We start from the raw sequence: 13,044 nt of genomic DNA, 5'->3' as shown, positions 1-13,044 counted from the left end.
GGCCGGTGGGCTCAGCCTGACCTGCAAGAATGGACCGCATGCCGCGGATCCTTGTCGTCGACAACTACGACTCCTTCGTCTACAACCTCGTGCAGTACCTGCAGCAGTTGCAGGCCGACACCACCGTGCTGCGCAACGACGAGGTCACCCCTGACCAGGTCGCGGAGTACGACGGCGTCCTGCTCTCGCCAGGCCCCGGTACGCCGGAAGAGGCCGGGGCGTGCGTGGACATCGTCAAGGAGAAGGGCGGCGAGGTGCCGATCTTCGGCGTCTGCCTGGGGTTGCAGGCCATCGGCGTCGCGTACGGCGGGGTCGTCGGCCGCGCGGACGAACTCCTGCACGGCAAGACGAGCCAGGTCTTCCACGAAGGCGCTGGTGTGCTCGCGGGGCTGCCGTCGCCGTTCACCGCGACCCGGTACCACTCGCTGGCGATCGAGCAGGACAGCGTGCCGGACGTCCTGCAGGTGACGGCCAGGACCGAGGCCGGCGTGATCATGGCCGCGCGGCACCGGGACGTGGCGGTCGAGGGCGTGCAGTTCCACCCGGAGTCGGTGCTGACCGAGGGCGGCCACCGGATGCTCGCCAACTGGCTGGAGATCTGCGGTGACGCCGGCGCGGTCGCCCGCTCGGCCGGCATGGCGCCCGTCGTCAGTTGACCACCGGCCCGGCGAGGAAGCCCTAGCTCAACGGTCCTAGTTCAACGGACCTAGCGCTCACGGACCTAGCGCTCACGGACCTAGCGCTCACGGACCTAGCGCTCACGAATCTAGTACGACAGCCGTGGTTCGTGATGATGCCTTTCGGCAGGGGGCCGCGGAGGGCTGGGTGGGTGCGGCCCTGACCAAGAGTGGGGACCTGGGACAGGTAGTCGGGACCTTGAACACCTTATTTCGTGTCCGCGGTCCCTGTTTGGTGTTCAAGGTCGCCGCTTCGGGACCGCTGGCAGTCCGGGCCCGTCCCCGCAACACTCCGGCTGTACTTCTAGTGCACACGGATCTGCGCAATGGACCTAGCGCCAACGGATCGGGGCGCAACGGGCCGAACGCAACAGATCGGGCGCAACAGGCCGGGCGCAACGGATCGGGCGCAACGGATGGGGCGCAACGGATGGGGCGCAACGGATGGGGCGCAACGGATGGGGCGCAACGGATGGGGCGTAGACAAAGGACCGCGGGAAGAATCCCGCGGTCCTTCGTGCTGCTGGGTCAGCCGTTCTTCCCGCTGTTCCCCCCTGCGGGAGCACCCCCGTTGGGTGGGGCGCCGCCGATGGTGATGGGCGGGCTGTTCGGGTCGGTCGGAGTGTCGGTCGGGGTGGGCGTCGGGGTCGGGGTCGGCGGCTTCACCGCGATCGTCAGCGTCACCGTGGTGCCCTTGTCGACCTTGGTCCCCGGCTTCACGCTCTGCTTCACCACGGTGCCCTCGACCGCGTTCGGGTCGGAGCTGTCCTGCTTGTAGCCGACGTTGAGGCCGAGGTCCTTCAGCGTCTTGGTCGCGTCGTCCTGGATCTGCGTGGTGACGTCCGGAACCGCGATCTTCACGCTGCCGGTCGACACCGTCAGGGTGAACTTCGTGCCCGGCGCGTACTGACCGCCGGGATCGGGGCTGATGCTGACCACGGTGCCGGCCGGCGACTGGCTGTCGACCGTGTTCGACTTGGAAGCGACCTGGAAGTTGCCCGGCGAGCTCGTCAGCAGGTCTCGCGCCTCCGACTCGGACTTGCCGATCACGTCCGGCACCGAGAAGGTGTTCGGTCCCGCGGACACCACCACGGCGACCGTGGAGTCCTTGTCGGCCATCGCGTTCGGGCCCGGCTTCTGGCTGATGATCAGGCCCTTGGCCACCTCGGCGCTGGCCGCCGACGTCTGGCTGAGCTTCAACCCCTTCGCCGCAAGCAAAGCGGTTGCCTCTGTTACCGACTTGCCGGCCACACTCGGTACTGCGACCTGGACGGGCGCCGTCGGGCCGGCATTGTTGCCGTTCCCCATGTTCGTGATGATCGCGTACGCGCCGACTGCGACGGCAACGATCGCCAGGCCGAGCAGGAAGTAGGCCAGTCCGCGGTTGCGACGAGCCCGGGCTGCCTCGGCTTCGTCCATGCCGTCGTCGGGCGGCTGGATGTCGCCCGGCGGCCGTCCGTAGGCCTGGGTTGCCGCGGCTGCGGCCGGTGCGACCGCGGTGGCCGGGATCGCGCGGGTCTCGGCGACCGCCGCCATCGGCGCGGTCACCTGCTGCCCGGAGAGCACCCGGTGGATGTCCTGCCGCATCTCCGACGCGCTCTGGTACCGGTGGTCCCGGTTCTTGGTGAGCGCCTTCAGTACGACGGCGTCGACCTCCGGCGGGATGTCCGGATCGAACGAGGACGGCGGTGCCGGCTCCTCCCGGACGTGCTGGTAGGCCACCGACACCGGTGACTCGCCGACGAACGGTGGCCGGCCGACGAGCAGTTCGTAGAGGAGGCAGCCCGTCGAGTACAGGTCCGAGCGCGCGTCGACCGTCTCACCACGAGCCTGCTCCGGCGAGAGGTACTGCGCCGTACCGATCACCGCGGCGGTCTGGGTCATCGTGGACGAGGTGTCCGCGACGGCCCGGGCGATGCCGAAGTCCATCACCTTGACCTGGCCCTGCGGGGTCAGCATCACGTTGCCGGGCTTGATGTCGCGGTGCACGATGCCGGCCCGGTGGCTGTAGTCGAGCGCCTCGAGCACGCCGGAGGTGATCTCCAGGGCGCGCTCGGGCATGATCTTGCGGCCCTCGCGGATCAGGTCGCGCAGCGTCTTGCCCGCGACGTACTCCATCACGATGTACGGGATGGTGATGCCGGAACCGTTCGGGTCCGGCTCCTCGCCGGTGTCGTAGACCGAGACGATGGTCGGGTGGTTCAGCGACGCGGCCGACTGGGCCTCACGCCGGAATCTGGCCTGGAAGGTGGAGTCGCTCGCCAGATCGACCCGGAGCCGCTTGATCGCGACCGTTCTTCCGAGCCGGTTGTCGATGCCCTTGCGGACATCAGCCATGCCCCCTCGACCCAGCGGTTCGCCCTCTTCGTAGCGACCGCCGACGAGACGTGCCTGCGATGTCATTCCTCTGCCTTCCAACCTGCGCGGATCAAACCTGTCCGAAACACACTCAATTTGCCCACGGTAGCGGTGGCCACACATGGGCCCCCGGTCGGTCGACGTACCGTCACCGGGTTATATCGCATCGTCATCACTGGCCCAGCACCGCTTCCATCACCTTCTTGGCGACGGGCGCGGCGAGCGTGCCGCCGGCGATGTCGTTGCGGGCGACGTTCGCGTCCTCGATCATCACCGCGACCGCGATCTTCGGGTCGTTCGCCGGCGCGAACGCGGTGAACCAGGCGAACGGCGGCCGCGACGGCGAGGTCTGCGCGGTGCCGGTCTTACCCGCCACCTGGATCCCGTTGATCTGGCCCGGCTTGCCGGTGCCGTTCTGGACCACGTCGACCATCATCTGGGTCAGTTGGGATGCGACCTCGGGCGACACCGCCTGGTGCAGCGACTCAGGCTTCGTGTCGGACACCGTCTTCAGGTCCGCCGTCTTCACGCTCTGGACCAGGTAGGGCTTCATCACGTTGCCGCCGTTGGCGATCCCGGCCGCCACCATGGCCATCTGCAGCGGCGTGGCCTGGACGTCGAACTGGCCGATCGCGGACTGCGCGGTCTGCGGCGCGTTCGGGTCCTGGGGGAACTGGCTGGCGACGGCGCCCAGCTCGGGCAGCTGCCGCTCACCGAAGCCGAACTTCTCGGCCTGCTGCTGGAGCGCCTGCGCGCCGAGGTCGAGGCCGACCGAACCGAAGGCGGTGTTGCAGGAGTTGCGCAACGCAACGGTCAGCGTCGCGTTGTCGCTGCCGGCGCAGTTCTGGCCGTTCTCGTTCCGCAGCTTGACCGTGGTCTGCGGCAGATCCAGCTGGGCAGGCGATCGGACCGTGGTCTGCGGGGTGTACTTGCCGCTCGACAACGCGGCCGCGGCGGTGACGAGCTTGAACGTCGAGCCCGGCGGGTAGAGCTCCTTGGCTGCCCGGTTCGACATCGGCCGGTTCGGGTCGTTGTTGAGCTTCTTCCAGGCCGCGCTGACCTTGGTCAGGTCATGGCCGGCCAGCTCGTTCGGGTCGTAGGAAGGCCGGCTCACCATCGCGAGCACCTTGCCGGTCTTCGGCTCGATCGCGACGACCGCGCCCTTCTTACCGGCCAACGCCCCGTACGCCGCGAGCTGTGCCGCGGCGTTCAGGGTGGTCGTGACGCTCGCACCCTGCTGGCGCCGGTCCGTGATCACGTCGACGACCCGGCGGAAGGCCATCGACGGGTCGGACCCGTTCAGCTGTGAGTTCTGGGTCAGCTCCAGGCCGCCACGACCGTAGAGATAGGAGTAGTACCCAGTGACCGGTGCGTAGGGTGCGCCGCCGCCGACCGGGTAGGTCCGCTGGTACTTGAACTGGTCGTTGATCGGCTTGCTCTGCGCGATCGGCGTACTGCCGACCAGGATCGGGCCACGGTTCACCGAGAACTGGGAGTCGCGCACCCGGCGGTTGTCGTTGCGGGCGTTCAGATCGCTCGCCCGGAACGCCTGCAGGTAGGTCGAGTTGGCCATCAGCGCGAGCATCATGATGATCGCGGCCACGGCAAGTCGTCGGATAGCTGAGTTCACTGCTTCTGCACCGCCATTGCGATCGTGTCGTCGGATACCGGAGCCGCGGGGGTCTGCGGTCGGCGGGCCTGGTCACTGATCCGCAGCAGCAGCGCGACGATCGCCCAGTTGGCGACCAGCGATGTACCACCCAGTGCCATGAAGGGCGTGGTCAGACCGGTCAGCGGGATCAGTCCGGTGACACCGCCGACGATGACGAACACCTGCAGGGCGAACGACATCGCGAGGCCCGCGGCGACCAGCTTGCCGAAGATGTCCCGGCAGCCGAGCGCGGTCCGCAGGCCCCGCTCCACGATCAGCGTGTAGACCAGGATGATCGCGATCATCCCGGTCAGGCCGAGCTCTTCGCCGAACGAGGAGATGATGAAGTCGCTCTGCCCGAAGAGGGTGAGCTCCGGGTGCCCCTGGCCGAGCCCGCGGCCCAGCACCCCGCCCCAGGCCTGGCCCATCAGGCCGGTCGCGACCTGCCCGCCGACCTCGTTGAACGGGTTCAGCCAGTCCTCGACCCGCTTGTGCACGTGTCCGAAGGTCTGGTACGCGAAGTACGCGCCGCCGGCGAAGAGCAGACCACCGATCAGCAGCCAACCCGCCCGTTCGGTGGAGATGTAGAGCAGGATCAGGAACAACCCGAAGAACAGCAGCGAGGAGCCGAGGTCCTTCTCGAACACCAGCACGCCGAGGCTGACGCCCCAGGCGATCAGGATCGGTCCGAGGTCGCGGGCCCGCGGCAGGTCCAGCCCGAGGAACCGGTGCCCGGCGAGCGTCAGCACATCCCGCTTCACCACCAGGTACCCGGCGAAGAAGATGACCAGTGCAAGCTTCGCGAACTCACCCGGCTGGAAGGACATCCCGAGCAGGCGGACCCAGATCCGCGCGCCGTTCAGGTCGACACCCAGGCCGGGGACCAGCGGCAGCACCAGCAGCACCAGACCGCCCAGACCCGCCGTGTACGTCAGGGCCTGCAGGCGGCGGTGGTCCCGGACCACCAGGATGACCACGAGGAAGAGGATCACCCCGACGGCGGTCCAGGTGATCTGCTGTGGAGCCGCCGGTGACCTCGGGGTTCTTCCGTTGGCCTGTGCGGTCGCGGCCAGTCCCAGGTCGATGCGGTGGATCATCGCGACCCCGAGACCGTTCAGGAGCACCGCGCACGGCAGCAGCACCGGATCGGCGTACGGGGCGCGGTAGCGAAGGGTCATGTGCGCGATCACAGCCAGCAGGCCGATTCCCGCGGCGTAGTAGCCGGTACTCGCCGGCACCTTGCCCTGGACGGTGAGTCCGATGTTGACGTAGGCACCGACCGAGACGCCGATGGCCACGATCAGCAGCATCAACTCCACCCCGCGCCGGGTGCGCGGGATGATCTGGATGACGGAGGTCGACGCGATGCTCATCGGACCCCGTCACAGTCGTCGGGGCTGGTGCCGCTCGGCGTCGAGGCCGGGCTGGACGGCGCGACCGTCGCTGTGCTGGTCGGCGGCTTGGCTGGTGTCGAGACCGGTTTGCCCGACGCGGGCGGTGTGCTCGGCTTGGGAGTCGTGGTGGGCCTGGGGGTCGTCTTCTTGGCCGCGCACGCGTCCGCGGTCCGCTGCAACTCGGTCACGATCGTGCGGGCGCCCGAGAGATTGTCTGCCTGGATCGTGCCCTCCACCTGTTCACGGCTGTACGTCGGCAGCTTGTCGACCTGCAACGTCTGCATCTCGTAGATGTTGGACAGGTTGAGGCCGGGGATCTGCTCGTCCACACCCTTGAAGATCGCCACGTAGTCGCCGTTCGTGCCCACGTAGTACTGGTTCTGCGTCCAGCTGTAGGCGAACCAGCCGCCGCCGACGATCAACCCGAGCACCACCACGAGCGCAGCGAGTCGCCGCAACCACAGGAACCGCTTGGGTGGCCTCGGTGCGTACCGCAGCTCCTCGGGATCGAAGTGCCCGCTGCCGCCACCCTCCCCGTCGCCGTGCACCCCGACAGGGATGGTCGGCTCGGTCCGTCCGGTGCCACCTTGCGCGAGCTCGGCAGCTGCCCCGACCAGCTGGGGCTGATCGCCGCTGGCCGGTGCGGTTTCGACCACATCCGCGACGATGCAGGTGACGTTGTCGTTCGAGTTGGCCTCGAGGGCATGGGTGATCAGGTCCACCACGACCGAGTCCGGCGTACCGTCCGACATCGAGGTGGCGATCACCTGGTCGCTCACGTAGTCGGGCAGTCCGTCGCTGCACAGCAGCAGCCGGTCGCCGGCCTGGACGTCGAGCATCTCCAGGTCCGGGTCGGAGTCGGGCCGGCCGTCCAGGACCCGGAGGATCAGGTTCCGGTGCGGATGGGTGAAGGCCTCTTCCTTGGAGATCCGGCCCTCGTCCACCAGCGACTGGACGAACGTGTGGTCGTGGCTCAGCTGCTCCAGGTGCCCGTCGCGCATCCGGTAGGCCCGGGAGTCGCCGAGGTGGGCGAGGCCGAGCTGCTGTCCGTCGAAGAGCAAGGCGGTCACGGTCGACCCCATGCCCTCGCGCTCGGGATCCTCCTCGACCAGCTCGGAGAGCCGTTCGTTCGCGCGGTGCACCGCGCCGGCGAGGGCCTCCATCATGTCCGCGCCGCTGATGCCGGGCTTGTCCAGCCGCCGGATCACCTGGACAGCAGCCGCACTGGCCACCTCACCCGCGGCGGCTCCGCCCATGCCATCGGCAAGGAGCAGCAGGTGTGGGCCGGCGTACGCGGAGTCCTCGTTGTTGCGGCGGACCCGTCCGACGTCGGACAGTGCGGCGTAGTCGAGCGACAAGGTCATGGGCGGCGACCTACTTCGCGATGTTCAGCGTCGTACGACCGATGCGGATCGAACCGCCGATCTCGGCCGGCACCGCACGGGTGACCCGCTGGCCGTCCAGGTAGGTGCCGTTGGTGGAGCCGAGATCCTCGACCCACCACTCGCCCTCGGACTGGAACACCCGGGCGTGCCGGGTGGAGGAGTAGTCGTCGTCGAGGCGGATCTGGCAGTCCGAGCCGCGGCCGATCACGACCGGCTCGGAGGTCAGCGTCGCGCCGACGCCGGCCTGGGGGCCGTCGGCGATCGTCACCGAGCCCGGCTGGCCCTTCTTCTTCTTGACGGGCTTCGACGCCTTCGGGGTGCGGCCCGTGGGCGCGGCCGGCGCGGCTAGCGCGCGGCTGTCCACCTTGGCGCCGAACAGGTCCGACCGGATCACGGACAGGACCGCTAGGACGAACATCCACAACAGGGCCAGGAACCCCAACTTGATCAGGGTGAGTGTCAGTTCCGACATGGAAGGTCAGTCACCACCCGCTGCTCGGCGGCTGGGCGATCGGCTCGTCCGCTAGGCGCAGCGTCATGGTGGTGTTCCCGATCCTCACGGTCGATCCGTCGGTCAGTTCGGCCTCGGCGGCCCGGCGCCCGTTCACCAGCGTGCCGTTGGTGGAGCCCAGGTCGACCAGGACCACCCTGACACCTCCTGGTCCTTCCGGCATCAACCGGATCTCCGCATGGCGGCGGGAGACCCCCGGGTCGTTGATCTGGATGTCCGCGTCGGTGCCGCGGCCGAGCACGACGCCCGGTGGGTTGATCGGACGCCGGCGCCCGTTCACCTCGAGCATCACCTGTGGGTGGCCCTGGCGTACCGGCGGTGCGGCGGGCGGCGGGACCGGCGCGCTCTGCAGCACGGTCTGGCCGTCGTTCGGGTCCGGCGCGAACGGCTGCGGTTCGGGCGGGCGGCGGCGCTGGGGGTTGCTGACGGTGGCGCTGACGACGCGGAACTTGCCGGTCGGCAGGTCGTCCTGCTGGGTCAACTCGATCTCGATCGGTCCGGAGAAGGTGTAGCGCTGGATGTCGGCGTGGTCGCGCAGTTCGTTGGCCAACTCGTTGTTCAGGGTTCGTCCGTAGGCATTCAGCCGCTCGAAGTCACCGGGGCCGAGCTCGATGGTGAAGTGGTTCGGCACCAGGCGACGGTCCCTGGACAGGATCCGGGCGGTGTTGTCGATCTCACGCTTGAGCGCCGCGGCCAACTCGATCGGCTCCACGTCACCCTTGAACGCGCGCGCGAAGACACCGCTCACGATGCCCTCGAGGCGTCGCTCAAACCGCTGCAGCGGTCGCACGCGTCCTCCTCTACGGTCGGGTCGTCGGCTGGGGCCAACGATGGTGCTTGCCGTCCGGCGCCTCCATCAGGCTCGCCGCACGCCGTGCCCACCAGCCCGGTGGACACACTGGTACGACGATCGATCGTATCGGGAGGTTCGAACCAACCCGCAATGTCAGAGTCTGCCGTAGGCCGTGCTAATGTTTTCCCTCGGTCGCAGGTGGCGGGTTTTTCTCGCTCTAAGTGACCAGCGCGCGGGTGGCGGAATAGGCAGACGCGCACGGTTCAGGTCCGTGTGCCCGAAAGGGCGTGGGGGTTCAACTCCCCCCTCGCGCACAGCGTCTCGAACTCCCGGTCAGTCTTTCTGACCGGGAGTTTTTGCTTGTCCAGGGCCACTTTGATCGGTGGCCTTGCCAGGCTCGGATTTCGTCCTTTCGGAGGATCCCGGGCGGTGCCCGGGTGGCGTGGTTGGGACATGGCGCAGGGACGGCAGGGGTGGACAGGGCGCCGGACGGGGTCGGGGCTGCAGACTCGCTCGGAAGAGGTGCCTGCCCCCTGCCTCTCGAAGGAGATCCGACCCATGTCCTCATCCGTGAAACGCGCCGCCACCCTCGCGGCTGTCCTCGCGCTCGGCAGTACCGCGGTGGTCCCCGCGGCCGCCGCTCCACCCGCAAGCTCGACCACCTCGGCCGGGACCACCGCCGGCCCGGCGCCCGCAGTACAAGGGAAGTCGGCCAAGGTCACGCTGATCACGGGCGACGTGGTGGAGGTGAGCGATGCCGGTGGCGGGAAGAAGGCCGCCAGTGTGCAGCCTGCGCCCGGGCGGGAGGGGATCGCATTCCATACGATCGAGGTGGACGGCGGCCTGCGGGTGTTGCCGAGTGACGCTGTGCCCTATATCTCTACGGGCGTCCTGGATGCGGACCTGTTCGATGTGAACGAGCTGATAGCGGACGGCTTCGGAGACTCAGCGGCGAGCAGCCTTCCGTTGATCGTCCGGTACTCCGATCAGGCCGCTGCGCGGACCCAGTCGCTGGCCGGTACTACGTCTGTCAGGCAGCTCCCGTCGATCGGCGCCACAGCGATCACCGCCACCAAGGACGAACTCCCCGCCTTGTGGAAGACCATCAAGCCGGCCCAGAACGCCCGGACCCTGAACACCGGGATCGCCAAGGTCTGGCTCGACGGCAAGGTCCATCCGGTGCTGGACCGGAGCGTGCCGCAGATCGGTGCACCCGCTGCCTGGCAGGCCGGATACGAAGGCGCCGGCGTGGACGTCGCAGTACTGGACACCGGTGTCGACGCGACGCATCCCGACCTTGCAGGCAAGGTCAAGCAGGCCGTGGACTTCTCCGGCAGCCCGACCGGCACGGTCGACCACTTCGGCCACGGCACGCACGTCGCCGCGACCATCGCGGGGACCGGCGCCGGCGCGGGCGGAACCCGCAAGGGCGTCGCACCCAAGGCTGACCTGCTGATCGGCAAGGTGCTCGGCGACGACGGCATGGGCTACGAGTCCTCGATCATCGCCGGGATGGAGTGGGCCGCGGCGCAAGGCGCCAAGGTGGTCAACATGAGCCTCGGCGGCAGCGCTACCGACGGCACCGACCCGCTCAGCCAGGCGGTCAACGACATCACCGCCCGGTCCGGCACGCTGTTCGTCGTGTCCGCGGGCAACGAGGGCATGGACCAGTCGATCGGCACTCCCGGTGCGGCGGCCTCGGCCCTGACCGTCGGCGCGGTCGACCGTAACGACGCCCTGGCCGACTTCTCCAGCCGCGGCCCGCGCCTCGGCGACGACGGCCTCAAGCCGGAGATCACCGCGCCCGGCGTCGACATCGTCGCCGCCCGCGCGGCCGGCACCGCGATGGGCCAGCCGCTCGACGCCCTCTACACGGCCGCATCCGGTACTTCGATGGCCGCGCCGCACGTCGCGGGCGCTGCCGTCCTGCTGGCCCAGGCGCACCCGGACTGGAAGGCGGATCGCCTGAAGGACGCGCTCGTCAGCACGGCCAAGACGACCACGGACCTGAGCGTGTATGCCCAGGGCGCCGGGCGAGTCGACGTCGCCCGGGCTGTTGGCCAGAAGGTCTACGCGACCGGTGTCGCCGACTTCGGCCTGCAGACCACGACAGGCGCCTCGACGAAGACGATCACCTACAAGAACGACACGACCGCGCCGGTGACGCTGAACCTCGCGGTCGGCGTGGACAACCTCGACTCGCACCAGCCGGAGACGGACGCGCTCAGCCTGCCCAGCACGATCACCGTGCCCGCAAGCGGCAGCGCCGACGTACCGGTGGCTCTGGACCCGGCCAAGCTCGACCGCGGCCTGCACAGCGGCTGGATCGTTGCCACCGGCCCCAATGGCGTCGTCACACACACCGCGGTCGGCGCGCTGCGGCAGGGGCCGAGGCACACTGTCACGCTGCGCGCGGTCGGCCTCGACGGCCAGCCGGCCGGGGTGCCGGTCGTCTCCCTGTTCGGCGACAACTCGCGGTCCGACACCCTCGCCTGGATCCCCGAGGGCGGGACGTACAAGGCGGAGGTCGAGGAAGGCACCTACCTGCTGCACTCGATCGTGGAGAACAACGACCCGCAGGACGAGAAGGTGAGCCTGTTCACGGATCCCAACATCGCCGTGACCAAGGACATCGAGGTGGTCATCGACGCTCGCAAGGCGGCTCCGATCACGATCGAGACGCCCAAGCCGTCCGAACAGCAGGCTGTGCTGAGCTACTACGTGCACCGTGTGTACGGCAACGGCCGCACGATCAGCCATGGGGTGATGCACTTCAGCACCGTCAAGCAGGTCCTGGTCACGCCGACCAAGCCTGTGGCCGAAGGCAGCTTCGAGTTCTCGTCTCGCTGGCAACTGGTCGCGCCGCTGGTCCAGGCCTCCGTCGCCGGGGTGTCCGGGCCGCTGGACATCAACCTGTTGCACCAGTCCCCGTCATTCGAGGCCAAGAAGCGGTTCAGCCTGGTCTCCGCCGGTCCGGACCTGCGCGGTGTGAAGGGTGCCATCGCAGTACTGGCCACTAGCGAGGACGGCAGCGAGCAGGAGCAGATTGCCGCGGCCGCCAAGGCCGGTGCAGCCGGAGTCATCCTGGTCCGGCCGCCGGACTGGTCGGCGTGGACCGTCTGGAACCCTACCGGCGACCGTGAACCGATCCCGGCGATGGTCACCACCACCAAGGACGGCCAGAAGTTGATCGACCGTGCGCGGGCCGGTCGCGCCACGATCGACCTCACGCTGACCACCTCCAGCCCCTACCTGTACGACGTGCAGCAGGTCTCGGCCGGACAGATCCCCAGCAAGATCACCTACAAGGTGACTGCCGCCAACAGTTCGCGGGTGACCACGGCGTACGCGGACAACGGTGGGTTCAACTGGGCCAAGGAGCAGCGGTTCGGCTGGCGGCCGTGGCAGGAATACTCCTGGAACGACTCGCAGCGGTTCGTCCAGACCCCGAAGGTGCGCGAGGAGTGGGTGACTTCGGGTGACTCGCTCTGGCAGCACCGGGTGAACCACCTCTTCACCTGGGACTCGATGAACCCGCTGGCGGGCGGCATGACCTCCGTACCGCGCAGCTACAAGCCCGGGTCCTCCACTGAGACCTGGTTCGGCCCGGTGGTCCGCCCGGCCGCTGCGCCGGGGGTGGTGTCCACCCGGACCGCGGACAGGTTGTCGCTGCGCGTGCCGACGTTCGTGGATGCGGCCGGGCACTACACGCTCGGTGAGACCACGTCTGCCTCGGCCGTGCTCTCGCAGGACGGCAAGGTCGTGGCGGAGCTCCCCGACGCCTGGCAGGACGTGATCACCAGCGGCGCCGACTCGGCGTACAAGCTGGAGCTGTCGACGGAGCGCGTGGATCCCGAGGGTGAGTGGAACTGGGGGACCAGGACTCGCACGGTCTGGGACTTCCGCTCGAAGACGACGTCGGCGACTACGGCGCTGCCGCTGCTGCAGGTGGACTACTCGGTGCCGACTGATCTGACCGGGCGGGTCACGGCGCGGCCGCATCTGGTCGGGTTCAACGTGCACCAGCAGGCCGGAGCCGCTGCGCCTCGCTCTACCTCATTGCAGGCCGAGGTGTCGTTCGACGAGGGCAAGACGTGGCGCCGGATCATCGCGGTCGGGACTCGTGGCCACTACGTCGCGATGGTCCCGGCCGGCAAGGGGACGGTGTCCCTGCGGGTAGTTGCCGGCGACAACGCAGGCAACAAGATCAGCCAGACGGTCATCCGGGCCTACGGGCTGAAGTAGTAGCTGGGCGCGGGTAGGTGGAACCTGCCC

8 protein-coding genes and 1 tRNA gene are annotated in these 13,044 nt (G+C 68.7%); 3 read left to right on the top strand and 6 right to left on the bottom strand.

The window, feature by feature from the left end; all coding sequences use genetic code 11:
* Positions 1 to 38: 38 nt before the first annotated feature.
* Positions 39 to 656, top strand: a complete 618-nt coding sequence (locus ABD210_RS01490) for an aminodeoxychorismate/anthranilate synthase component II (RefSeq protein ID WP_344107736.1) — start codon at positions 39 to 41, stop codon at positions 654 to 656.
* 549 nt (positions 657 to 1,205) lie between these two features.
* Here ABD210_RS01490 and pknB read toward each other — a convergent pair.
* The 6 genes from pknB to ABD210_RS01460 all read right to left on the bottom strand — a co-directional run bounded on the left by pknB (position 1,206) and on the right by ABD210_RS01460 (position 8,766).
* Positions 1,206 to 3,080, bottom strand: a complete 1,875-nt coding sequence (gene pknB, locus ABD210_RS01485; RefSeq protein ID WP_344107734.1) for a Stk1 family PASTA domain-containing Ser/Thr kinase — start codon at positions 3,078 to 3,080, stop codon at positions 1,206 to 1,208.
* Between the two features lie 127 nt (positions 3,081 to 3,207).
* Entirely contained in the window at positions 3,208 to 4,665 is a 1,458-nt protein-coding gene (locus tag ABD210_RS01480; protein WP_344107732.1) for a peptidoglycan D,D-transpeptidase FtsI family protein, read from the bottom strand.
* The gene (locus ABD210_RS01475) at positions 4,662 to 6,059 is read right to left on the bottom strand and encodes an FtsW/RodA/SpoVE family cell cycle protein (RefSeq protein WP_344107730.1); all 1,398 of its coding nucleotides are present in this window, start codon (positions 6,057 to 6,059) and stop codon (positions 4,662 to 4,664) included. Before ABD210_RS01475 ends, ABD210_RS01480 begins: the two co-directional genes overlap by 4 nt.
* A complete protein-coding gene (locus tag ABD210_RS01470) occupies positions 6,056 to 7,444 on the bottom strand; it encodes a PP2C family protein-serine/threonine phosphatase (protein WP_344107727.1) in 1,389 nt (462 codons plus the stop codon). Before ABD210_RS01470 ends, ABD210_RS01475 begins: the two co-directional genes overlap by 4 nt.
* Positions 7,445 to 7,454: 10 nt before the next feature.
* On the bottom strand, positions 7,455 to 7,937 hold the full coding sequence (locus ABD210_RS01465; RefSeq protein ID WP_344107724.1) for an FHA domain-containing protein FhaB/FipA: 483 nt from the start codon (positions 7,935 to 7,937) through the stop codon (positions 7,455 to 7,457).
* 10 nt (positions 7,938 to 7,947) lie between these two features.
* A complete protein-coding gene (locus tag ABD210_RS01460; protein WP_344107722.1) occupies positions 7,948 to 8,766 on the bottom strand; it encodes an FHA domain-containing protein in 819 nt (272 codons plus the stop codon).
* A gap of 233 nt (positions 8,767 to 8,999) precedes the next feature.
* On the opposite strand from ABD210_RS01460, the gene ABD210_RS01455 reads away from it, so the two are divergent.
* Positions 9,000 to 9,083 (top strand) — tRNA-Leu (locus ABD210_RS01455).
* A gap of 244 nt (positions 9,084 to 9,327) precedes the next feature.
* Positions 9,328 to 13,014, top strand: coding sequence for a S8 family serine peptidase (locus ABD210_RS01450; protein ID WP_344107720.1), 3,687 nt, complete (start codon positions 9,328 to 9,330; stop codon positions 13,012 to 13,014).
* Positions 13,015 to 13,044: the final 30 nt, after the last annotated feature.

The organism is Kribbella alba (assembly GCF_039529635.1).
Taxonomy (GTDB): domain Bacteria; phylum Actinomycetota; class Actinomycetes; order Propionibacteriales; family Kribbellaceae; genus Kribbella; species Kribbella alba.
This window is presented reverse-complemented; position numbering and strand designations above follow the sequence as displayed.

Bases quoted from the DNA above. Each gene is read 5' to 3' on its own strand.
- ABD210_RS01490 (WP_344107736.1), top strand. From the start codon at position 39: ATGCCGCGGATCCTTGTCGTCGACAACTACGACTCCTTCGTCTACAAC.
- pknB (WP_344107734.1), bottom strand. From the start codon at position 3,080: ATGACATCGCAGGCACGTCTCGTCGGCGGTCGCTACGAAGAGGGCGAA.
- ABD210_RS01475 (WP_344107730.1), bottom strand. From the start codon at position 6,059: ATGAGCATCGCGTCGACCTCCGTCATCCAGATCATCCCGCGCACCCGG.
- ABD210_RS01470 (WP_344107727.1), bottom strand. From the start codon at position 7,444: ATGACCTTGTCGCTCGACTACGCCGCACTGTCCGACGTCGGACGGGTC.
- ABD210_RS01465 (WP_344107724.1), bottom strand. From the start codon at position 7,937: ATGTCGGAACTGACACTCACCCTGATCAAGTTGGGGTTCCTGGCCCTG.
- ABD210_RS01450 (WP_344107720.1), top strand. From the start codon at position 9,328: ATGTCCTCATCCGTGAAACGCGCCGCCACCCTCGCGGCTGTCCTCGCG.